The organism is Streptomyces sp. NPDC040718 (assembly GCF_055593565.1).
In genome coordinates, this window is the sequence record NZ_JBVIXO010000010.1 from 68039 (window position 1) to 89249 (window position 21211).

At 75.3% G+C, this 21211-nt stretch carries 19 protein-coding genes; 13 read left to right on the plus strand and 6 right to left on the minus strand.

Features of this window, described 5'->3' with window-relative positions:
- Positions 1–16: 16 nt before the first annotated feature.
- Entirely contained in the window at positions 17–847 is an 831-nt protein-coding gene (locus ACZ597_RS24120; RefSeq protein WP_471333646.1) for a dienelactone hydrolase family protein, read from the plus strand.
- A 6-nt stretch (positions 848–853) separates the two neighbouring features.
- Here the strand turns inward: ACZ597_RS24120 and ACZ597_RS24125 are convergent, their stop codons facing one another.
- Together ACZ597_RS24125 and ACZ597_RS24130 are read right to left on the minus strand one after the other, a co-directional pair.
- Positions 854–1459 (minus strand): 2'-5' RNA ligase family protein, encoded by a 606-nt coding sequence (locus ACZ597_RS24125; protein WP_471333649.1) that lies wholly within the window; start codon positions 1457–1459, stop codon positions 854–856.
- A 7-nt stretch (positions 1460–1466) separates the two neighbouring features.
- Positions 1467–2291: an NAD(P)-dependent oxidoreductase gene (locus ACZ597_RS24130; protein WP_471333651.1), complete on the minus strand. Its 825-nt coding sequence runs from the start codon at positions 2289–2291 to the stop codon at positions 1467–1469.
- Positions 2292–2349: 58 nt separating this feature from the next.
- Here ACZ597_RS24130 and ACZ597_RS24135 point away from each other — a divergent pair, with 58 nt between their 5' ends.
- The 7 genes from ACZ597_RS24135 to ACZ597_RS24165 all read left to right on the plus strand — a co-directional run bounded on the left by ACZ597_RS24135 (position 2350) and on the right by ACZ597_RS24165 (position 11852).
- A complete protein-coding gene (locus tag ACZ597_RS24135) occupies positions 2350–3279 on the plus strand; it encodes a LysR family transcriptional regulator (RefSeq protein ID WP_471333654.1) in 930 nt (309 codons plus the stop codon).
- 334 nt (positions 3280–3613) lie between these two features.
- Positions 3614–6340, plus strand: a complete 2727-nt coding sequence (locus ACZ597_RS24140) for a glycoside hydrolase family 2 protein (protein ID WP_471333657.1) — start codon at positions 3614–3616, stop codon at positions 6338–6340.
- 151 nt (positions 6341–6491) lie between these two features.
- Positions 6492–6881 carry a hypothetical protein gene (locus tag ACZ597_RS24145; protein ID WP_471333660.1) on the plus strand — a complete coding sequence of 130 codons (390 nt, stop codon included), beginning with the start codon at positions 6492–6494 and terminating at the stop codon, positions 6879–6881.
- A 155-nt stretch (positions 6882–7036) separates the two neighbouring features.
- Positions 7037–8191, plus strand: coding sequence for an alpha/beta hydrolase family protein (locus ACZ597_RS24150; protein ID WP_471333663.1), 1155 nt, complete (start codon positions 7037–7039; stop codon positions 8189–8191).
- Positions 8192–8336: 145 nt separating this feature from the next.
- Positions 8337–9728, plus strand: coding sequence for an MFS transporter (locus tag ACZ597_RS24155; RefSeq protein WP_471333665.1), 1392 nt, complete (start codon positions 8337–8339; stop codon positions 9726–9728).
- 25 nt (positions 9729–9753) lie between these two features.
- Complete coding sequence (locus tag ACZ597_RS24160) at positions 9754–10461, plus strand: response regulator transcription factor (RefSeq protein WP_471333668.1); 708 nt, start codon at positions 9754–9756, stop codon at positions 10459–10461.
- The gene (locus tag ACZ597_RS24165) at positions 10458–11852 is read left to right on the plus strand and encodes a HAMP domain-containing sensor histidine kinase (protein WP_471333671.1); all 1395 of its coding nucleotides are present in this window, start codon (positions 10458–10460) and stop codon (positions 11850–11852) included. The genes ACZ597_RS24160 and ACZ597_RS24165 overlap by 4 nt, the downstream gene beginning before the upstream one ends.
- Positions 11853–11856: 4 nt before the next feature.
- Here ACZ597_RS24165 and ACZ597_RS24170 read toward each other — a convergent pair whose 3' ends face one another.
- Positions 11857–12834 (minus strand): TAXI family TRAP transporter solute-binding subunit, encoded by a 978-nt coding sequence (locus tag ACZ597_RS24170; RefSeq protein ID WP_471333674.1) that lies wholly within the window; start codon positions 12832–12834, stop codon positions 11857–11859.
- A gap of 282 nt (positions 12835–13116) precedes the next feature.
- Between ACZ597_RS24170 and ACZ597_RS24175 the strand changes: the two genes are divergently transcribed.
- Together ACZ597_RS24175 and ACZ597_RS24180 are read left to right on the plus strand one after the other, a co-directional pair.
- Positions 13117–13815: a DUF4232 domain-containing protein gene (locus tag ACZ597_RS24175; RefSeq protein WP_471333677.1), complete on the plus strand. Its 699-nt coding sequence runs from the start codon at positions 13117–13119 to the stop codon at positions 13813–13815.
- An 80-nt stretch (positions 13816–13895) separates the two neighbouring features.
- Positions 13896–14858, plus strand: a complete 963-nt coding sequence (locus ACZ597_RS24180; protein WP_471333678.1) for an SMP-30/gluconolactonase/LRE family protein — start codon at positions 13896–13898, stop codon at positions 14856–14858.
- Positions 14859–14897: 39 nt separating this feature from the next.
- On the opposite strand, the gene ACZ597_RS24185 is transcribed toward ACZ597_RS24180, so the two are convergent.
- Positions 14898–16172 (minus strand): DUF1266 domain-containing protein, encoded by a 1275-nt coding sequence (locus ACZ597_RS24185; RefSeq protein WP_471333681.1) that lies wholly within the window; start codon positions 16170–16172, stop codon positions 14898–14900.
- A 96-nt stretch (positions 16173–16268) separates the two neighbouring features.
- Positions 16269–17699 carry an amidase gene (locus ACZ597_RS24190; protein WP_471333684.1) on the minus strand — a complete coding sequence of 477 codons (1431 nt, stop codon included), beginning with the start codon at positions 17697–17699 and terminating at the stop codon, positions 16269–16271.
- A gap of 153 nt (positions 17700–17852) precedes the next feature.
- Between ACZ597_RS24190 and ACZ597_RS24195 the strand changes: the two genes are divergently transcribed.
- The 3 genes from ACZ597_RS24195 to ACZ597_RS24205 all read left to right on the plus strand — a co-directional run bounded on the left by ACZ597_RS24195 (position 17853) and on the right by ACZ597_RS24205 (position 19920).
- Complete coding sequence (locus ACZ597_RS24195; protein WP_471333687.1) at positions 17853–18467, plus strand: TetR/AcrR family transcriptional regulator; 615 nt, start codon at positions 17853–17855, stop codon at positions 18465–18467.
- A 70-nt stretch (positions 18468–18537) separates the two neighbouring features.
- Positions 18538–19305 (plus strand): maleylpyruvate isomerase family mycothiol-dependent enzyme, encoded by a 768-nt coding sequence (locus ACZ597_RS24200; protein ID WP_471333689.1) that lies wholly within the window; start codon positions 18538–18540, stop codon positions 19303–19305.
- 90 nt (positions 19306–19395) lie between these two features.
- Positions 19396–19920 carry a DUF5133 domain-containing protein gene (locus ACZ597_RS24205; RefSeq protein ID WP_471333692.1) on the plus strand — a complete coding sequence of 175 codons (525 nt, stop codon included), beginning with the start codon at positions 19396–19398 and terminating at the stop codon, positions 19918–19920.
- 76 nt (positions 19921–19996) lie between these two features.
- Here the strand turns inward: ACZ597_RS24205 and ACZ597_RS24210 are convergent, their stop codons facing one another.
- Entirely contained in the window at positions 19997–21205 is a 1209-nt protein-coding gene (locus tag ACZ597_RS24210) for a cytochrome P450 family protein (protein WP_471333695.1), read from the minus strand.
- Positions 21206–21211 lie beyond the last annotated feature (6 nt).

Here is a 21211-nt window from a genome sequence, read left to right on the forward strand (position 1 = left end):
GAGGGAACGGAAGACCGTGGCAGATCACGACCTGACCGGCTTCACCGAGGGCACGTTCACGCACGACGGTGCCACCCGGCGGCTGCTGCGCCGGGGTTCGGGCCCGGCGGTGATCGTCATGGCGGAGATCCCGGGCATCACTCCCAGGGTCCTGGAGTTCGCGGAGCGGGTGGCGGAGGCGGGCTGCACGGCCGTGCTGCCGGTACTGTTCGGCGAACCGGGCCGGGACGCGGACCCCCGCAGCGCCGGCTGGCCGAAGGCCGGGCGCTACCTGGCGTCGACCATGTGGCGGGTGTGCGTGAGCCGGGAGTTCACGCTGCTCGCCACCGGGCGCGCGTCGAGGGTGGTGTCGTGGCTCCGGGCGCTCGCCGCGGCCGAGCACGAACGCTGCGGCGGCCCCGGGGTCGGCGCCGTCGGAATGTGCCTGACCGGCGGTTTCGCGCTGGCCATGGCCACCGACCCGCGGCTGCTCGCCCCGGTGCTGTCCCAGCCGTCGCTGCCGCTGGCCTGCACCCCCGGCCGTGCGGGCCGCATGGACATCTCCCCCGAGGACCTGGCCGTCGTACGCGGGCGCTGCGAGCGGGAGGGCCTCCAGGTGCTCGGCCTCCGCTTCCGGGGCGACCGGCTGGTGCCCGGCGACCGGTTCGCGCACCTGCGCCGCGAGTTGGGCGACGCCTTCGTCGCGGTCGAGCTGGACGACGACGCGGCCAACCCCGACAGCGCGCTGCCCCCGCACTCCGTCCTGACGGAGCACCTGGTCGACGAGCCGGGACAGCCCACGCGGCAGGCGCTGGACACCGTCCTCGACCTGTTCCGGACGAGGCTGCTGGCGGCCGGGCCCGGCTGACGCTCCTCAGGCGAGCTCCCGGGCCGGTTCCCCGGTGCCGAGCGGGATGGTGACGCGGGAGCGCATCGGCCCCGCGCCCCGGCGGGAGAGCAGCACGACCTCCTCGACCCGCGCCCGCGTACTGCCCAGCCGGGCTGCGCACTCCGGAGCCAGCCGGCCCGGATCGCGGGTGCGGCCGAGCGAAAGGTGCGGCGTGAACTGCGCGAACCGGCCCCGGCAGCGGGGGAAGGGTTCCGCCAGGGCCTCCTGGAGCGCCGCCCAGGGTCGCCGTCCGGCCGCCGCGGGGTCGAGCCACACGGTGGCGTACGCGTGGTGCCGGAAGACCCGTACCCCGCTCAGGCGGACGGTGAAGGGGGCGCTGCCGGCGGCCGCGGCCGCCAGCAGGGGGACGGCCGCCGGGAACTCCTCCTCGGGCACGAAGCCGAACAGCAGGTTCACGTGCGGCGGCCAGCGGCGGATCTGGGGGTCGTGCTCGGCCCTGATGTCCTGCACGGCCGGCCAGAGGCCGGACGGCGGGAGCCACACCACGGCCGTCCGGGGCGTGGGGGCGACGTCCAGGATTCCGGGGACCCCGGCGGCTGCGGCGCCGCCGGCGGCCGGGGGCGGGCTCACACCGCCATCATGCCGCGGTCGGTCCCGGAGAGGGGGCCAGGGGGCGGATGCGGGACAGGTCCTGGCCGGCCAGCTCGGGGCGGACGGTGAGTTCGCCGTGGACGGCCCGCAGGAGCGGCAGCGGGGTGGCGGCGGTGTCCAGGGCCAGGGCAACGTCCTTGGCGGCCAGTGCCACCGGGAAGTGGGAGCCGGTGGTGAAGGTGCGGGCGACGGCTCCCGCCAACGGGCCCTTGGCCAGCCCGCCGCGGACCAGTTCCACGGGGAGTCCGAGGTCCTGGCCGAGCCGGAGGGCCTCGGAGACCAGGGCCACACCGCCGATCACCGCGTTGATGAGGACCAGTTTGAGGGCGGCCCCGGAACCGGGGCCACCGCATTCGGTGACCTCTCCCAGCCGGTCCAGGACCGTGCGCACCGGGTCGGGGAGCGGTCCTCCCGCCAGGATCGACAGCTGTCCGGCCTCCGCCCGGTCCACGCTGCCCATCACCGGCGCGTCGGTCAGCGTGACCCCCTCCGGGAGGCGGGCGGCCAGTTCGGCGATCGCGTCGGGCCCCACGGTCGAGGTGTCGATCCAGTGGGTGCCCGGCCGCAGGGCCGGGAGGACGGAGCCGGCCACGTCCCGGGCGGCGGCGGGGTCGGCGAGCATCGTGACGACCACGTCGGCTCCGCCGACCGCCTCCCCCGCGCTGTCCGCGAGGCGGGCGCCGGCCGCGACCAGCGGGCCGGCCTTGTACGGGGTGCGGTTCCAGACGGTCAGCGGGTGGCCGGCGGCGAGCAGGCGCCGGGCCATGGGCAGGCCCATGGTGCCGAGGCCTATGAATGCGATCTTCTCCATGGCCCCGACGCTAGGACCATCTGGGACATGCGACAAGCGAATGTCTAGCATGGCTGCCATGCCTGATTCACATGGCTTGTACGAGGTGTTCCTGCGGGTGGCCCGGGAGGGCTCCTTCACCGCCGCCGCCCGGGCCCTGGGGTACACCCAGTCCGCCGTCTCCCGGCAGGTCCAGGCCCTGGAGGAGGAGTGGGGCGCCGAGCTGTTCGACCGGCTGCCGCGCGGGGTGCGCCTGACCGAGGCCGGGCGGGTCCTGCTCCCCCACGCCGAGGGAATGCGGGACCGGCTGCGGACGGCGCGCGCCGAGCTGGCCGCGCTGCGCTCCCTGGGCGGTGGCACGCTGCGGATCGGGGCCTTCGCCGCCGCCAACGTGTCCCTGGTCCCGCGTGCCCTCGCCGCCTTCGGGGACAGGTACCCGGCCGTCACCGTCGTCCACTCGGAAGGGCCCACCGCCAAGCACGCGGCGCTGCTGGCCGAGGGCGGGCTCGACCTGGCCGTGCTGAGCACGGCCGCCGGGATCGCGCCGCCCGGACCGCAGCTGTACCACCTGGTGGACGAGCCGATGTACGTGGCGCTGCCGCGCGGCCACCGGTACGCGGGGCGCTCCGGACTGCGCCTGTCCGAACTTGTCGACGAGGACTGGATCGAGGGGGACGTCCGCCCCGAACAGACCTTGCTGGCGCCCGCGCTGGCGGCCGGTTTCCGGCCGCGCGTGGCGTTCCGGGTCAACGACTGGACCGCCAAGCAGGGCTTCGTCGCCGCCGGACTCGGGATCACGGTGCTGCCGGAGCTGGCGGCCGGGGCGGTGCGGCCCGACGTCGTCCTCGTCCCGGTCGACCCGGCGGACCTGCCCTGCCGGAAGGTGTACGCCGCCACCCCCCGCGGACTGCGCCACTCCCCGGCGGTCGGGGCCTTCCTGTCCCTGCTGCGGTCCGCCGCCACCGGGCGGACGGACCCGTCCGAGGGGATCCGCCCGCCCATCCGATGATCCGTCGATGACACTTGCCCACAGCCGAGTTGAACCGGGACGCGGTCATGTCGGAGGACTCCGAGGCGGGCAGAACGACGGCGGGGACGGCCCGGGAGCCGGTGGTCCGCGGCCCGCCCCGCGGACGCGGGACACGCCGGGGCGGGCCGGGCCGTGCGGGATCAGCCGATCGGCTCCCGCCCCGGCCCCGTCACCGGCTCCCGCACGGCCGCCGGGGGGCACCGCGCGGCCCGCGCGCGCCGCGCCGGGCACGGGCCGTCGCGGCGTGTCCCGGGGCCGGCCGTGACAGACTCCGCGCGGAGTCCCGAGCCCCGTCCCCCACGGGAGGTTCCCCGTGCCGCACCGCACCGCCCCCGCGTACGCCCGGACCGCCGCCCTCGCCGCCGGCTCCCTGGTCCTCGTCCTCGCCGCCGGGGCCTCCCCCGCCGCGCCGGCGCCCGCACCCCCGCCGGCCGCCGCGCCGCGGGCGACCGCCGTCGCGGCGGCGCCCGGGAGCACGACGGCCCTGGCGGGGTACGCGATCCAGTCGACGGCGAAGGTCCCGGACACCGCCGCCGCCGTGTCCAGCCCCGGGTACCCGGCGGCGGGCTGGTACCCCGCCGGCTCCCGGTCCACCGTGCTCGCGGCGCTGCTCGCGGCCGGGGTCCACCCCGACCCCTTCTACTCGGTCAACCAGAAGCGGATCCCGGCCGGGGACTTCACCGTGCCGTGGTGGTACCGGTCCGACTTCCTCGTCGCCGACACGGACGCCCGTACGTACCTGGACTTCAGCGGGGTGATCTCCGCCGCCGACGTCTACGTCAACGGACGCCGGATCGCCGACACGAGCACCGTCACCGGCACCTACACCCGGCACGAGCTCGACGTCACCGGCCTGGTCAGGGCGGGCACCAATACGGTCGCGTTCCGGATCCAGCCCAACAACCCGCGCAAGCGCCTCACGATGGGCTGGCTCGACTGGCTGCAGCCGCCGCCCGACGAGAACATGGGGATCGTCCGCGACGTCACGGTGCGCCGGGGCGGCCCGGTCGCCCTGCGCGACGCGCACGTGGTGACCTCCCTGGCGCTGCCCTCGATGTCCTCGGCGGAGCTGACCGTCAAGGCCCTGGTGCGCAACGACTCGGCGGCGGCCGTCACCACGACGGTGTCGGGCACCGTCGGCCCGGCCCGGGTCAGCCGGAGCGTCGCCCTCGCCCCGCACGAGACCCGGACCGTGGTCTTCTCCCCCGCCGACCACCCTGGCCTGCGGCTGGAGTCGCCCCGCGTGTGGTGGCCCGCCTCGATGGGCGGGCAGCCCCTGTACTCCCTCGAACTGACCGCGTCGGTGGAGGGCCTGCCCTCCGACACCGCGCACCAGTCCTTCGGCATCCGCGACGTGCGGGCACCGCTGAACGCCGACGGAGCACGCCAGTACGTGGTGAACGGGCGCCCGCTGCTGATCCGGGGCGCCGGCTGGTCCCCCGACGAGTTCCTGCGCTGGGACGCCCGGTACGCCGAGGACCGGCTGAGGTACGCCGTCGACCTGGGTCTGAACGCGCTGCGCCTGGAAGGGCACATCGAGCCCGACGAGTTCTTCGACCTCGCCGACCGGTACGGGATCCTGACCCTGCCCGGCTGGGAGTGCTGCGACAAGTGGGAGGGGGAGGTCAACGGCTCGGAGGCCGGGGAGCGGTGGGAGAGCGCCGACTACCCGGTCGCGAAGGCCTCGATGGCCGCCGAGGCCGCACGGCTGCGCGACCACCCCAGCGTGGCCTCCTTCCTGATCGGCAGCGATTTCGCGCCGAACCGGACGATCGAGCAGGGCTACCTCGACGCACTGGCGGCCGCAGACTGGACCGCTCCGGTGGTTCCCTCGGCCTCCGCGCGGTCCTCCCCGATCACCGGGCGCTCCGGCATGAAGATGACCGGCCCCTACGACTGGGTCCCGCCGGGCTACTGGTACGGCAAGCGGGAGGGCGGGGCGACCGGGTTCAACTCCGAGACCAGCGCCGGGCCGGACGTACCGACCCTCGACACGCTGCGCCGGATGATGTCGCCCGCGGAGCTGGAGAGCCTGTGGAAGGACCCCTCGGCAGCCCAGTACCACCGCTCCCCCTCGTCCACGTTCGCGACGCTCAGGCTGTACGACGCCGCCCTGACGGGCCGTTACGGCGCCCCGACGGGCCTGGAGGACTACGTGCGCAAGGCGCAGCTCGCCCAGTACGAGAACGTGCGGGCGCAGTTCGAGGCGTACGCCCGCAACGCGAAGGACGCCTCCGCCCCGTCGACGGGGGTCGTCTACTGGATGTTCAACAGCGGCTGGACCTCGCTGCACTGGCAGCTGGTGGACCGCTACCTGGACCAGGGCGGGGCCTACTTCGGCGCGAAGAAGGCGAACGAGCCGCTGCACGTCCAGTACGGCTACGACAACCGCGCCGTGTCGGTCGTCAACAGCCGCGCGTCCGGAGCCTCGGGCCTCACGGCGCGCGTGACCCTCTTCGACCCCGACGGCACGCAGCGGTACGACCGGACGGTGACGGGGCTGAGCGTGGCGGGCGGCGGCGCGAGCAGCACGGCGCTGACGCTGCCCGCGTCGGTCCCGGGTCTCGCCACCACCCACCTGGCGCGGCTGCTGCTGACGGACGCCGCCGGGCGGGAGGTGAGCCGCAACGTCTACTGGCTCTCGTCCCGGGCCGACGTGCTCGACTACTCCAGGAGCACCTGGTACCACACGCCGACCACCGGGTACGCCGACCTCAAGGGGCTGAACTCGATGCCTCGGTCGGCCGTGGCCGCGACGGCCGCCACGACCGCCGACGGCCAGGGGGTCTCCACGACGACGGTGACCGTACGGCACGCCGGTACGGGAAGCGCCCCTGCCCTGCTCACCGACGTGCACCTGCTGGGGGCGGGGGGCGAGCCGCTGCTGCCCGTCCGGTGGAGCGACAACCAGGTAACCCTCTGGCCGGGCGAATCGGCGACGCTGACGGCGGCCTACCGCACGGCCGACCTGCGCGGGGCGGTACCGGCCCTGCGGATCTCCGGCTGGAACACCCCGACGACGACGGTCCCGGCCGGCTGACGGCGGCGCGGAGACCCGGGGCCCGGGGCGAGTTCCGGGCGCAGGGGTGAAGACGTATCCATCATGACAGGTCAGAGGGGGTTTTCGTAGGACCGAAAGCACAGTCGAATGCCCTTGTTTGGGCACCTGTGCGGCTTTCAGAATCTCCCTCATGAATCCCTCGGAGAAGATCAATCACGACGCCGTCCTCCGCGCCCGGGTGGCGCTCCTCGGATCGGGGAGCCTGCCGGTCCGTCAGGAGGTCGCCGCCTACCGGGTGCTGGTGCGGGTGAGCCCGCTGGCGTACCTGCCCCGGCTGGCGGCGGCGCTGTACGAGTACAGCAAGCAGGAGTTCGCGCTCCAGCCGACGATAGCCCTGGCCCTGCGGGCCGAGGCGGTCGACGCGGCACGGCGGATGCACGCGCTGGAACACGGTCGGGCCGCGCTGCTGCAGACCGCGCTGGAGGGCTACCGGGAGCAGCTGGAGGCCATGGACCGGCCGCCGGCCGAACTGGCGGCGGTGGATGCGGAGATGGCGGAGCTGCGGGCCGGGGGCCGCTGAAGTCCGCGTCCCTCCGCGGGGATGTCGGGCGCCCCGGACGTACACCCGTGGATGTACGCGGCGGCGGATGTAGTCCTGTGAGCCGATGGCCGGGCCGTTGCGGGTTCCTAGAGTTCGGGCATCGGATCAACGGAGTTGAGGACGGAGAGAGTTCGATGAAGCGCAGAACCCTGGCCGTGGTGGTCGCCGCCCTGCTCACGGCCGGGACGGCCGCCGGCACCGGCCCGGCCCTGGCCGCCACGCCCGCGCCCGGACCGCAGGGCACCGTGATGGCGTTGCCCGCACCCGGCGGGCCACGGCCGGTCGGCCGGACGGTGGTCCACCTGAAGGACGAGGGCCGGGCCGATCCGTGGGTGCCCGAGGAGCGCCGGGAGCTGATGGTCTCCCTCTGGTATCCGGCGGTGCGGCCCTCGAAGGTGCCGGCGCCGTACATGACCGGCGCGGAGTCCGTCCTCTACGTGAAGGCGAACAAGGCCTTCCTGGAGGCGAACAAAGTGGTCCTGGCGGACGACGCCTTCACCCGGGTGGCGACCCACGCGACCGTCGACGCCGAGCCGCTGCGGGCGCGCGGCGGGCTGCCGCTGGTCGTCCTGTCACCCGGCTTCGGAATGCCCCGGGCCACGCTGACGGGCCTCGCGGAGGAGCTGGCCGGCCGCGGGTACGTCGTCGCCGGCATCGGTCACAACCACGAGTCCACCGCCATCACCTTCCCCGACGGGCACACGACCACCTGCACCGCCTGCGGGAGGGCGCCCTGGCCCGAGGTCGGGGCCGCCCGCGCCCGGGACGTCTCGTTCGTACTGGACCGGCTCACCGGGAAGGACCCGGTGTGGAAGGGCGGCGCCGCCGTCGACCCGGACCGGATCGCGATGGTCGGGCATTCGGCGGGCGGCTTCAGCACGGTCCCGGCCATGCTGTCCGACCCGCGCGTCAAGGCGGGCGTCAACATGGACGGCAGCTTCCACGTGCTGCCCGACCGGCCGCTGGACCGGCCGCTGCTGATGATGGGACAGCCGGGCCGCGTGCCGGGCGGCCCCGACGGCACCTGGCAGAAGACGTGGGACGCGGCGACGGGCTGGAAGCGCTGGCTGAGCGTCGACGGCACCCAGCACCTCTCCTTCACCGACCTCGCGGTCCTGACCAAGCAGCTCGGCATCCCGTCCTTCCAGCCCCTGGACGGCGACCGCGCCGACGCCGCCACCCGCGCCTACGTGTCCGCGTTCGTCGAGAAGCACCTGGGGTGCCGCGCGGCGCCGCTGCTCGACCGGCCGTCGGAGCGGTACCCGGAGGTGCGGTTCCAGCGGCCGTGAGCCGGCCGGGGCTCGCGGGTTTCTTAGCGGAACGTTAGATCTGGGTGCCGGGCCTTGTCCGGGTCCGGCACCGGATCCATGCTCTGGGCACCCCCCTCATCCGGGGCGTCCCCCCTCCCATCAGGGAATTCCGTCTGGAGCCGCCATGTCCTCGTCCGCCGTCACGTCCGGTTCGCCGCACCGGGAGGAGCGCGCCAGGCGCCGCCTCGCCCTGATCGGCGGGTCCCTCGGCAACCTCGTCGAGTGGTACGACTGGTTCGTCTACGCGAGCTTCGCGATCTACTTCGCCGATTCCTTCTTCCCCGGCGACAACCCGACCACCCAGCTGCTGAACACGGCGGGCATCTTCGCCGTCGGCTTCCTGATGCGCCCCGTCGGCGGGTGGATCCTCGGCCGGGCCGCGGACCGGCACGGGCGCAAGAGCGCGCTCACCCTCACCGTCACCATGATGTCGGTGGCGGCCCTGATGATCGCCGTCGCTCCGACCTACGGCCAGGCCGGCTACTTCGGCGCCGTGGTGCTGCTGCTGGCGCGCCTGCTGCAGGGGATGAGCATCGGCGGCGAGTACGCGGCCAGCGCCACGTACCTCACCGAGGCCTCGGCCCGCGACCGGCGCGGGCTGGGCTCGTCCTTCCAGTACGTCTCGATGACCTGCGGGCAGCTGCTGGGCCTCGGCATCCTGATCACGATGCAGCACACGCTGACCGCCGCCCAGCTGTCGAGCTGGGGGTGGCGGATCCCGTTCGTCCTCGGGGCACTGTTCGCGGTGGTGGTCTTCTGGCTGCGGCGGCGGCTCCAGGAGACCGACGCGTTCAAGGAGGAGTCCTCGGACGAGGGCGGCCGCGACGACAGCGCGCGCGGCTCGCTGAAGGCGCTGTGGGAGCACCGGCGGCAGGCCGGGCTGGTGATGGCGCTGACCCTCGGCGGCACCGTGGCGTACTACACGTACACCACGTACCTCACCAAGTACCTGGTCGGCAGTGCGGGCATGGCCAAGACCACGGCGACGCTGGTCAGTTTCACCGCCCTCGCCCTCTTCGCCGTGCTCCAGCCCTTCGCCGGGATGCTGTCCGACCGGATCGGCCGCCGCCCGCTGCTGATCACCTTCGCGGTGGGCTGCACCGTCGGCACGTACCCGATCATGACTGCCCTCGGCTCGGCGAACTCGTACTGGCCGGCGCTGGGTCTGTCCCTGCTGGCCCTGGTGATCGTCACGGGCTACACCTCGATCAACGCGGCGGTGAAGGCCGAGCTGTTCCCGACCCGGGTGCGCGCCCTTGGGGTGGCGCTGCCGTACGCCATCGCCAACGCGTTGTTCGGCGGCACGGCCGAGTACGTGGCCCTGTGGTTCAAGAGCGGCGGGCACGAGAAGATGTTCTTCTGGTACGTGTCCGGCTGCGCGCTGGTCTCGCTCGTGACCTACGTCCTGATGCCGGACACCCGCAACGCGGCGCTGAGCCGGGCCGAGGCGGCCGGGGCGGGCGCTGCCGACGGTGGCGCCACGTCGGCGAAGGCCGGTGCCGGGGCCGCCCGCTGATCCCTGAACCCTCCGGAGGTCCGTTGTGCACGCACTGCTGGTCGAGGACGACGACCGCATGGCCCGGGCCCTCGGCACCGCCCTCGCCCAGCGCGGGCACACGGTCCGCCGGGCGGCGCGGGCGGCGGACGCCCTGCGGCACGTCCGCGAGGCCGAGTTCGTCCTGCTCGACCTGGGACTGCCCGACCTCGACGGGCTGGAACTGCTGCGCCGGCTGCGTACGGTCTGCGACGCGCCGCTGATCGTGGTGACGGCGCGCTGCGAGGAGCGCGACATCGTGCAGGGGCTGCGGGCGGGCGCCGACGACTACGTGGTCAAGCCGTTCCGGATGGCCGAGCTGATGGCGCGCATCGACAGCGTGCGCCGCCGGTCGCGCGGGCGCACGGGGGCCGAGCCCGCGCGGTACGCCGGCGGGCCGGTGCGCAGCGGGGACGTCGAGGTGGACCCGGCGGGCCGTACCGTCACGGTGGCCGGCGCCGAAGTCAGGCTGACCCGGCGGGAGTTCGACGTACTGGCGTTCCTGGCCGCACGGCCCGACGAGGTGCACTCCCGGGAGGAGATCCTGGACCGGATCTGGGGCGACGCCTTCCTCGCCGCCTCCCGCTCCCTGGACGTGCACGTCGCGGGCATCCGGGCGAAGACGGGCCGGTCCGGCCTCGTGCGCACGGTGCGCGGGTTCGGCTACCGGCTCGGTTCCCCCGCCGGCGGCGAGGAGCGGGGCTCCGGCACGTGAGGCGCAGGCTCCTCGCGGTGTTGACGGTGCTCATGGGGGCCGCCGCGCTGCTGCTGTGCGTCCCCCTGGCCGACGCGTACGCGCGCGGGCGGACGGAGCACCTGCTGCTTCAGCGGCGTTCGGAGGCGGTGCGGTTCGCCGACCTCGCGGACCGGACGGGCAGCGCCGCCGACCGGGCGGAGCTGTCGGCCGAGATCGGCCGGTACGCCGAGCTGTACGGGGCCGGGGTGCTGGTCGTCGACCCGTCGGGGGCGACGGTGGCGCGGGCCGGTTCGGGACCCGCGTCGGCCGCCCTCGCCGGGCCCGGGGCCTCCGCGGCGGCCGAGGCCCGGGACCGGGCGCTGACCGGGCGTTCCACCGACCGGCTGCCCACGGTGCGGCCCTGGGGGCCGGCGCGGGTGGTGCTCGCGGAGCCGGTGGGGCGGGACGAGCGGGTCAGCGGGGCGGTGCTGCTGGCGGTGCCCACGGAGGCCGCCCGCCGGGACGTCGCGGTCCGCTGGTCGCTCATCGCGGCGGGGGCGGCCGCCGCCTTCGCCGCGGCCGCGCTGGTCGCGGCGGGGATCACGCGCTGGCTGATGCGGCCGCTGCTCGACCTGGACCGGGCGGTGGAGGGGCTGGCCGCCGGGAGCCTGCAGGCACGGGCGGTCTCCGACACGGGGCCGCCGGAGTTGCGGCGGCTGCGGCGGCACTTCAACGCGATGGCGCAGGCCCTGGCGGAGTCCATCGGCCGCCAGCGGGACTTCGTCGCCGACGCCTCGCACCAGCTGCGCAATCCGCTGGCGACGCTGGTGCTCCAGCTGGAGAACGTCGAGCCGCACGTCGCGCCCGGTCCCGGCCGGGCCGAGCACGGCCGCGCGCTGGAGGAGACGGAGCGGCTGGAGGAGCTGCTCGACGGGCTGCTGGCGCTGGCCCGGGTGGAGTCGGCGGCGCCGCAGCTGTGCGAGCAGGACGTGGCGCGGGCGGTACGGGAGCGGGTGCGGGCCTGGCTGCCGGTGTTCCGGGCCGCCGGTCTGGAGCTGGCGGTCGCCTGCCCGCCAGGGGAGTTGCCGGCCCGTGGCCTGCCCGACGCGGCGGGCCGGGTGCTGGACGCGGCGCTGGACAACGCGGTGAAGTTCGTACCGCGCGGCGGCCGCGTGGAGGTGTGCGCGCGGCGGGGTGCGGGCGGCTCGGCCGTGGTGCGGGTCGCCGATGACGGGCCGGGTGTCTCCGAGGAGCAACTGGAGCTGCTGCCGAGGCGTTTCGCCCGCGCGCCCGAGCACCAGAACGTCCGCGGCAGCGGGCTCGGGCTGGCCATCGCCGACGAGATCGCCCGGATCAGCGGCGGCCGGCTGGGCGTCGGCGGCAACGCGCCGCGGGGGCTGGCGGTGGAGCTGCGGCTGCCGCCGCCGTGACGGCTCAGCCGTACACCGAGCGGTAGTGGGCGGCGGCGCCCGGGTGGAGGGGGACCTGCCCGGTCGAGATGGCGAACCGGGGCTCCAGCCGTACGCCGGCCGTCACCTCGCGCAGCAGGTCGCGCCACCGGTCGAACACCACCCGGAGCAGGGCGCTCGCGGCGTCCGCGGGCACCGCGTCGCGGGCCAGGAGGTAGTTGCCGACGCCGAGGGTGCCGACCGGCCCCGCCAGTCCGTACGCCCCGGCCGGGAGGGTGACGGCCGTGTAGACGGGGCCGTGGCGTTCGCGCAGCGGGCCCACGTGGGCGTCCAGCGCGAGGAAGCGCAGCGGCATCTCGCGTGCCAGCTCCGTCAGCGCCGGGGTGGGGACGCCGCCGGACCAGAAGAAGGCGGCGACGGCGCCGGTGCGCAGGGCGGCCGCCGATTCGGCGAGGCCCAGCAGGCGTACGTCCGCGGGGGCCGGCCCCGCGCCGGCCCCCGTGAGCCCGGCCGCGCGCAGGACGCGTCGGGCGACCACCTGCGCCCCGGACCCGGCGGCGCCCGCCGCGACGGGGCGTCCGGCGAGGTCGGGTACGGCGTGCACGGGTCCGGCGGCGGGGACGACCAGGTGCGTGTAGTTGACGTAGACGCGGGCCAGGGCGCTCACCGGGGCCGGCCGGGGGAACGCCTCCCGCCCGAGCACCGCGTCCTCGGCGACGTCGGCGGTGGCCAGGGCCAGGTCCACGGAGCCCTCGTCCAGTCTCCTCAGGTTGTCCACGCTCGCGGCGGTGTCCACCGGCACGATCTCCAGCCGGCTCCCGCCGACGGCGGCCGCCCGCGCCAGAGCCAGCCCGAAGGCGTTGTACGGGCCTCCGCGCGGCCCGGTGGCGAGCCGCAGCCGGCGCGCCGGGCCGGAGTCCGCCGCGCAGCCGGCGAGCGCCGCGGCGGCCGCGCCGAGCCCGGCCCGTATCAGGGGCCGGCGGCCCATCCCCGTATCCGTCACGGCGGCAGCGTAGCCACTCTCCGCACGGTGTCCCGGTGCGGCCCGCCCGGCGCCGCACCGGGACACCGCCGTCCGCTTCCGCCGGGGCTGCCCCGGGGCGGCGTAGCGTACGGTGCGGTCCCCGTACGCGCGCCGCTGCACCCGGCCGGCCGGCGGGGAACGTCATGGTTGCGTGACAGGACTGCCACAACGGCGCAGCGCGGGAACTCCGGCGGGGCTGGGCGCCGTGTCCCTGCACGCGTGCCGGTGCGGGGCCGGCCGGGAGACACCGAGGAGCATCCCATGCAGTACACAGCAGGCCCGCGCCGCTCGGCGGCGGCGCTCGTGGCGGCCGCCGCGGCCACCGTCCTGATGACGGGCTGCGGTCCGGCCGACGACGGGGCGGCCGGGACGCCGCCGGCGCCGCCCGCCGCTTCCGTGCCGGCCGCGCCGACGCCCACGGGCGGTTCCTCGTCCGGCGGCACGGGCGGTTCCGCCACCGGCGGGGGCGGAACCGCGCCCAGCCCCTCGGCGTCCGCCGCGGGCGGCGGCGGGGCGAAGCCCTGCACGATCGACGGGGTCAAGGTCTCGGACGCCGAGCAGGCCGCGGTCCGGCCGCCCGGTACCGGAACGGGGGCCGCCGTCGTCTCCGTCACCAACACCTCGAAGCACGCCTGCACCGTCAACGGGTTCCCGGCGGTCGCCGGGGCGGGCAACGGCTCGCCGGGCAAGAACGTGCCGCTGGCCGTCACCCAGAGCGGCAAGGCGTCGGCGGTCACGCTGGCGCCGGGCGCCCGCGCGTGGACGAAGCTCACCTTCGTCAACGTCCAGGGCGAGGGCGACGGGTACTGTGTGTCGGGTGCCGCTCCGGCGAGCTTCCCGACCATGGTGATCGGCGTGCCGGGCGCCGGTTCGCACCAGATCGCCATGACCGACGGCGTGTTCGCCGAATGCGACAACAAGGCGACCGTCACCGCCTTCTCCGCCGTCAAGCCCTCCTGAGGCCCCGGCGCGGGGTGGTGCGCCGGCGGGCTCACGCCGATACTTCACGGGCAGTCGGATCTGGCCTTGGAGGGGAAGCGATGGGGCTCGACAGGATGCTCCGCACCGTCTTACGGGGACCCCGTGCGGGATTCGTGGCCGCGGCCGTACTGGCCGCGGCCACGGCCGTTCCGGCGGCGGGGCCCGCGTACGCCGCGGCGCGGTGCCCGGCCGGCGCGCCGGCGGCGGCGCCGGTGCAGGTCGCGCAGCTCCCGGACTGGGTCGAGTCGATCGCCGTCGACGGGCGGGGCCGGATGTTCGCCACCGCCTACTTCAGCGGCCGGGTCTACCGGATCGACGCACCGGGCAGCACGCCGGCGGCCCTGACCGGGGACATCGGGGCCAACGGCGGGATCGTCGTCCGCGACGACGGGCAGCTCCTCGTCGGCACGGGCAACGACCTCGCGCACTCGCTGACCGGTGACCTCTTCCCCACCTCGAAGCTGCTGCGGGTGGACCCGGATTCCGGCGCGGTCGGTACGTACGCCTCCGGCCTCGGCGGGATCGACGGGGTCGCCCTCGCGCCCGACGGGACCGTGTACACCACGACCCTGGGCGGCCGGAACATCGGCCGGGTCACCCCGGACGGCCGGGTCGACCCGGCGTGGGCCCGCGTCCCGCAGCCCAACGGGATCGCCGTTTCCCCGGACGGGGACGAGGTCTACGTCGTCCAGACCACCGTCGCCCCCGGGCTGTACCGGATTCCCGTCGGCGATCCGGCGCACCCGCGGCTGCGGGTCTCCGCCGGGGCCCTCGACGCCCTGGCCCTGCCGGACGGGCTGGCCCTGGACGGCCTGGGCCGCCCGCTGATCGCCACGCACGCGGCGGGACAGATCTGGCGGGTCGAGGACGGGCGGCTGTGCTCCGTCGAGTCGGGACTCCACCTCTCCACCCAGATCACCTACGGGCGCGGCGACCGGGGCTTCTCGGCGGGCCGGCTCTACCGGGCGGGTGTCGACGGGATGGTCTACGAGGTGCCGGGCGGCGCCGGGCCCGGACGCTGAGCCGGCCCGGCCCGAGGGACGCGGCCTCCGGGGGCCGCGTCAGTTCCAGGGGAGGGTGCGCCAGGGGCTGGCGGGGTCCGTGGACAGGACCCGGTGGGTGCCGAGGGCGGTCTCGTACCACTCCCCGAACTCCTCCTCGTCGAAGTGGAGGCAGCGGCCGAGCACGTAGGCGGCCGAGAAGTCCTCCCACGAGCGGTAGTTGACCTGGACCAGGCGGCCGGCGCGGACCACGGCCGCCTCCGCCTCGGGGAGGGAGCACAGGCGCGTGGCGAGGCCCCAGCGGGCCATGGAGGAGGCCCGGCCGTAGTCCCACGCCTCGACGGAGCGGACGAACCCGCCTTCGGGGAGCAGGCCGTCGGCGCGGAAGCGCGCCTCGTAGCGGGCGATGCGGCCGATCAGCCGCTGTACGCCGGTGACCTGGCCCTCGGTCTCCGCCTCGGTGACGGTGCGGCCCCGGCTGACGCCGTCGGCCGTCAGCCGGGGTTCGGCGGCCGCCTCGGCGCGGCGGCGCACCACGTTGCCGGCCGCCTGGCGCCAGTGGTCGACCTCGACGGGGCCGGCGAAGTCCAGCGCCATGGAGCGGCGCAGTTGCAGGACGAACTCCCAGACGCCGCTGACCATGTCGGCGCGCAGCAGCCGCTCCACGGTGTCCAGCCAGTCCTCGCGGGTGGTGACGCCCCACCAGCGCTCCAGCGCGCGCTTCTCGCCGAGGTAGCCGCAGCCGTGGTAGGCCATCGAGTTCCAGTAGCGGCCGTTGTGCACGTTGATGTGCGCGCCGGCCGCGAGGCCGAAGGCGACCTGGCCGCTGCGGGGGCCTCCGACCTCAAGGGTGTGGATGGCGTCCGGGGCGAGCCCGGGCCGGTTCACCGGGGCGGAGTGGTGCTGCCACAGGGCGCGGCCCTCCGGCCCGGCCGGCAGCACGCCCTCGCACGGGCTGCCGGGGTTGACGACGAGGTAGGGCGGGTCGCCCGGCTCCCACACCTCCGCGAACCAGCCCAGGTCGTAGCAGTTGTAGACGGGGTCGGCGGCGGGCGGCGGCAGCATTCCGCCCGTGTAGACGGCCAGGCACATGGTCTGGGTCTGCGGGTTCCAGTACGGGTGGAAGCGGCTGCTGCGCGGGTTCGCGTCGACGTCCGCCCGCGACTGCATCATGTACAGGTCCGCGCGGGCGACGAGGTCGTAGTACGCGGGCCAGTCGCCGCGCGTCCTGGCCTCGTACAGCCCGCGCTCGACCGCGCTCGGTGCCTGCCAGCCCTGCGCCGGCGCCGTCGGACCGGGCGGGGCTCCTTGTTCGTGACCTGCTGTCAAACCCATGGGCAAACCCTAAAGGGTGGGTTTCCGCGGTGATGCGCGGGTCCTTCCGGTGCCCGGCCGGCCGGCGGTGGGCGGGCCGGCACCGGGCGGCCGGTGTCAGCCCGCGGGGCGGGGGTCGACGGGGGTGAGGACGCCGAGCCGGTCCTCCACCGCCTGGGCCGCGTCGAGGCACAGGTCCTCCCGGAAGGCCCGTCCGACGATCTGCACCCCGCCGGGCAGGCCGTCGTACAGCCCGGTCGGCACGGCCACGGCGGGCAGGCCCACGAAGCTGGTGGCCGTGCACAGCCGCATGCCCGACGCGACACGGTCCCGGCCGGCGCGGTCGCGGGACTCCAGCCCCGGCTCGACGGGCGGTTCGGTGAAGGAGGGGCCGAGCAACAGCGGGTACCCGTCGAGGAATTCGGCCCACGAGCGGCGGATGTTCAGCCAGGTGCCCATCAGCCGGACGAGCTCCTCGGCGGTGGCGGGAGGGGTCTTCTCCATCGCCATCTGGATGTAGCGGTCCCCGCCCTCGCCCAGGAGCGTGCGCACCACCGGCCAGCTCGGGGCGAATTCGGTCATGGTGATCCGGTCGTACGCGTCGAGGGCCTCGTCCAGCCGGGGCACGTCCGCCACTTCGCGCACGTCGTAGCCGGCGTCGCGCAGGGCGCCGGCCGCGTCGGCGACGGCCGCGCGGACCGCGGGGTGGACGCCGTGCCCGCCGGGGTCGGCCACCACCGCGACCTTCACGGGGCCGGGGAGCGGGGGCCCGTACGCGGGGACGGGTACGGCGCGGGGGTCGCGCGGATCGGCGCCGGCCAGCGCCTCGTAGGCGAGCCGCAGGTCGCCCACGCGGCGGGCCAGGGGGCCGTCGGTGACCAGCGACTGGGACGCCGGGCCGGGGTCGTCGGGGCCGAGGACGCGGTGGTCGGCCGGGAAGCGCCCGGTGGTGGGCTTGAGCCCGGCCACACCGCAGAACTGGGCGGGGATGCGGAGGGAGCCGCCGGAGTCGTTGCCGAGGCCGAGCGCCGCCATGCCGGTGGCGACGGCGGCCGCGTCGCCGCCGCTGGTGCCGCCGGGGGTTCGGGTGCGGTCCCACGGGTTGGCGGTGTCGCCGAAGAGTTCGCTGCGCGTGTGCATCCCGGCGAGGACCAGGGTGGGCATGTTGGAGTGCCCGATCGGTACGGCGCCGGCGGCGCGCAGCCGTGCCACCGGGGGCGCGTCGGCGGGTGCGGTGAGCCCCCGGAAGCGCTCGACGCCGAAGGTGGTCGGCACGCCCTCGACGGGGGTGGTCTCCTTCACCGTGAACGGCACGCCCGCGAGCGGGCCGAGCGGCTCGCCCGCGGCCCGGCGGCGGTCCGTCCCGGCGGCGGCTTCGAGTGCCCGGTCCGCCATGAGCTGGGTCACGGCGTTCACCTCCGGGTTGACCTCGGCGATCCGGTCCAAGTGGCTCTGGACGAGTTCCACGGCCGAGACCTCGCCGCCGCGTACGGCCCGTGCCTGTTCGGCGGCCGACTGCCGCCAGAGGGCTTCCTGTGTTTCCCGCATGGTCCGGGTGCTCCCCTGCTCGTTCCTGATCTGATGCACTTGCATCGGAACCATAACCGAGGAACCGATGCGTGCGCATCGAATAGAGTGGGGCGGGTACGAAGTCCCGTACGGCGGACGGCCGGAACGGGCCGGGACAGGAAGGCGGGCGCGATGCCCAGGCTGGTGGACCACGAGGGGCGGCGCCGTCTCATCGCCGAGGCCGTCTGCCGCCTCGCCGACGAACGCGGACTGGAGGGCGTCACGCTGCGCGACGTCGCGGCCCGCGCGCAGGTGTCGATGGGCGCCGTGCAGCGGTGCTTCGGCACCAAGGAGGAGATGCTGCTCTTCGCCCTCGGGTACGTCGGCGAGGCGATCGGCGAACGCGTACGGGCCCGGCTGGTCCGCAGCCCCGCCCAGTCGCCGGCGTCCGCCCTGGGCCACGCGGCCACCGAGGTCGCGCTGCTCCGCGAGGAGCACCGGGCCGAGGCCCGGGTCTGGCTGGCCTTCGTCGCACAGGCCGCCGTCAGCGCGTCGCTGGCCGAGACGCTGCGGGCGAACTACGCGGCCCTCCAGGCGGCGTTCGCCCAGCTCATCGCGGAGGCCGGCGAGGACGCGCAGGGACCGGCGGGCCTCGATCCGCGGCGGGAGGCCCGCGCCGTCCTCGCCCTCGCGGACGGCCTGACCACGCACGTCCTGATCGGGCACCTCGACCCGCGGGAGGCCGAGGAGGTGCTCCACGCCCACCTGCGCGGCCTGTGGGAGGGTCCGGCCGGCGGCAGCCGGTGAAGCCGCCGCCGCGGGCCTGTGAAAGAGTGCCGGCGGAGCGCGAACGACAGGACGGAAGGACTCCCCCACCATGCACACTGCCGACCGGATCGACCACGGGGCGGCGGTCTCGGCGGAGACCGCCCGCTTCGCGGCCCTGCTCGCGGACGCCGACCTGACGGTCCCCGTACCCACCTGCCCCGGCTGGACGCTGGCCGACCTGGTCCGGCACGCCGGCGGGGTGCACCGCTGGTTCTCGGTGCTGCTGCGGCAGCGGATCCAGCAGCCCCCGGCCGGCCGCGAAGTGGAACTGGGCCTGCCCGAGCGGCAGGACGGTTACGCCGAATGGCTGAGGGCGGGCGCCGCCGAGGCGGCCGAGGTCTTCGCGGGCATCGATCTGGACGCCCCGATGTGGGTGTGGGGCGCGGACGGGCACGCCCGGTTCTGGGTGCGCCGGATGCTGTTCGAGACCCTGGTGCACCGCGTCGACGCCGAACGGGCACTCGGCCTGGCCTCGGTCGTCGACCCCGGGCTCGCGCGGGACGGCGTGGACGAGTTCCTGGCCAACCTGCCCTTCGCCGCGCTGTTCGCGCCCAGGGTCGCGCACCTGCGCGGATCCGGCGAGGCGATCCGGTTCCGGTGCGCCGACACGGACGGGACCTGGCTGGTCCGGCTGCGGCCCGACGGTTTCGGCCTCGACGCGGACGCCCTCGCGGCACCCGCGGACGCGGAGGTCCGGGCGGGCGCCGCGGACCTCCTGCTCGTGCTCTACGGCCGGCTGGACCGTACGGCGCCGGGCGTCGCGACCACGGGGGACGAGGAGCTGCTCGACCGCTGGTTCGCCAACTCGGCGTTCTGACCGGCGACAGCCGCGCGAAACGGGGAAGTGCGGATCCCCGGCGGCTGTGTCAGCGTGAGAGGGCACCTGCCCCGCCGAAGGGATCCTCACGTGGCGTCTCCTGGTGACCCGCCGTCCGCCGCCGCCCTCGCGGCGCCGGGGCGTCCCCTCGCGGAACGGCCTCTCGGGCAGGCGCCGACCGAGCTGTGGGCGCTGGGTCTGGTGATGGCCGCGGCACCGTGTTCGGCCCGCGAGGCGAAGCAGATCCTGCTGGCGGCGGCCGACCGGGCCCGGATCACCGCGCCCCAGGCCGCGGAGGCGATGGTGGCCGACTCGCTGGGCCTGCCGGTGCCGGGGCGGGTCGCGCGGGCCCTGCACAGGGCCGTGCAGGCGGCCCGCACCCCGCTGCCGGCGGGCGCCTTCCGGGGCGTCGGGATCCTGCCCAGCCGGCTGCGGACCGAGGAGGTCCTGTCGCGCCTGCGCGGCTGCCAGGCCCGCCTGGCGGCCGCCCCCGCGGACCCGGGCACGCTGCGGGCCATGGACGACGTGGCCTACACCCTGTGCGTCCTGATGGGCCGTCCCACCACGCACGAAGCCGTCCTGGCGGCCGAACGGCACCTGCGCGCCCCGGAGTAGGGCGCCCCGCGCGGTCCGTCCCCTCCGGATCCGGTCCGCCGGGCACGCACCGGCCGGACCGGATCCGGAGCACCGGTCACCAGCGGACGGGGAGTTCCCGTACGCCTCGGATCAGCATGCCGGGCACCCAGGACAGCTCGACCGCGTCGGCGTCGCCGTCGAGGTCCGGGAAGCGCTCCAGCAGGGAGCGGAGGGCGATGCGGCCCTCCATCCGCGCCAGGGGCGCGCCGAGGCAGTAGTGGAGCCCGTGGCCGAAGGCGATGTGGCCGCGCGCGTCACGGCGGATGTCGAAGCGGTCCGGGTCCTCGAAGCGCGCCGGGTCGCGGTCCGCGTCCGCCATGGCGATCAGGACGGCGGCACCCTTGGGGATCACCACCCCGCCCATCTCCACGTCTTCCAGGGCGAGTCGCTCGGTGCAGGTCTCCACCGGCCCGTCGTACCGGAGCATCTCCTCGATGGCTCCGTCCAGCAGGCCGAGGTCCGCGCGCAGGTCGGCGAGCTGGTCGGGGTGGGCGAACAGCGCGCGCATCCCGTTGCCGATCATGTTGACGGTGGTCTCGTGCCCGGCGATGAGCAGCAGGACGCACATGCCGATCAGCTCGGACGGCGAGAGCCGGTCGCCGCCCTCGTCGACGGCGTGGATCATCGCGCTGAGCAGGTCGTCGCCCGGTTCGGCGCGCTTGGCGTCGATGAGCTCGGTCAGGTACCGGGTCATCTCCTCGTACGCGGCGGCCTCGGCTTCCGCGCTGGTGCGGGCGACCGCCTCGTTGGACCAGCCGCGGAAGGCCTCGCGGTCCAGGGCGGGCACACCGAGCAGTTCGCAGATGACGGTCATCGGCAGGGGGAAGGCGAAGGCCTCCACGAGGTCGGCCCGGCGCGCCTCGTTCCCCGCCATGGCGTCCAGGAGTTCGTCGGTGATCTGTTGGATGCGCGGGGCCAGCGCCTCGATCCGGCGCGGGGTGAACGCCCGGGCGACCAGGCGGCGCAGCCGGGTGTGGTCCGGCGGATCGGCCATGAGCATGTGGGCGAGCGCGGGGTGGTCCTGTTCGACGTTGATGATCTGGCCGACGTCCCCGGACCGGTGCCAGTCGCGGCTCAGCCGCGGGTCGGTGAAGGCCGCACGGCTGGCCTCGTGGCCGACGACGAGCCACATGTGCTCGTCGTCGGGCGTCAGTACGTGGTGGACGGGTCCCCGCTCCCGCAGCGCCGCGTAGACCGGGTACGGGTCCCGTATGAAGTCCGGGCTGAGTTCCAGCAGATCGACGACGGCAGGCTGAAGTGCCATTCCATT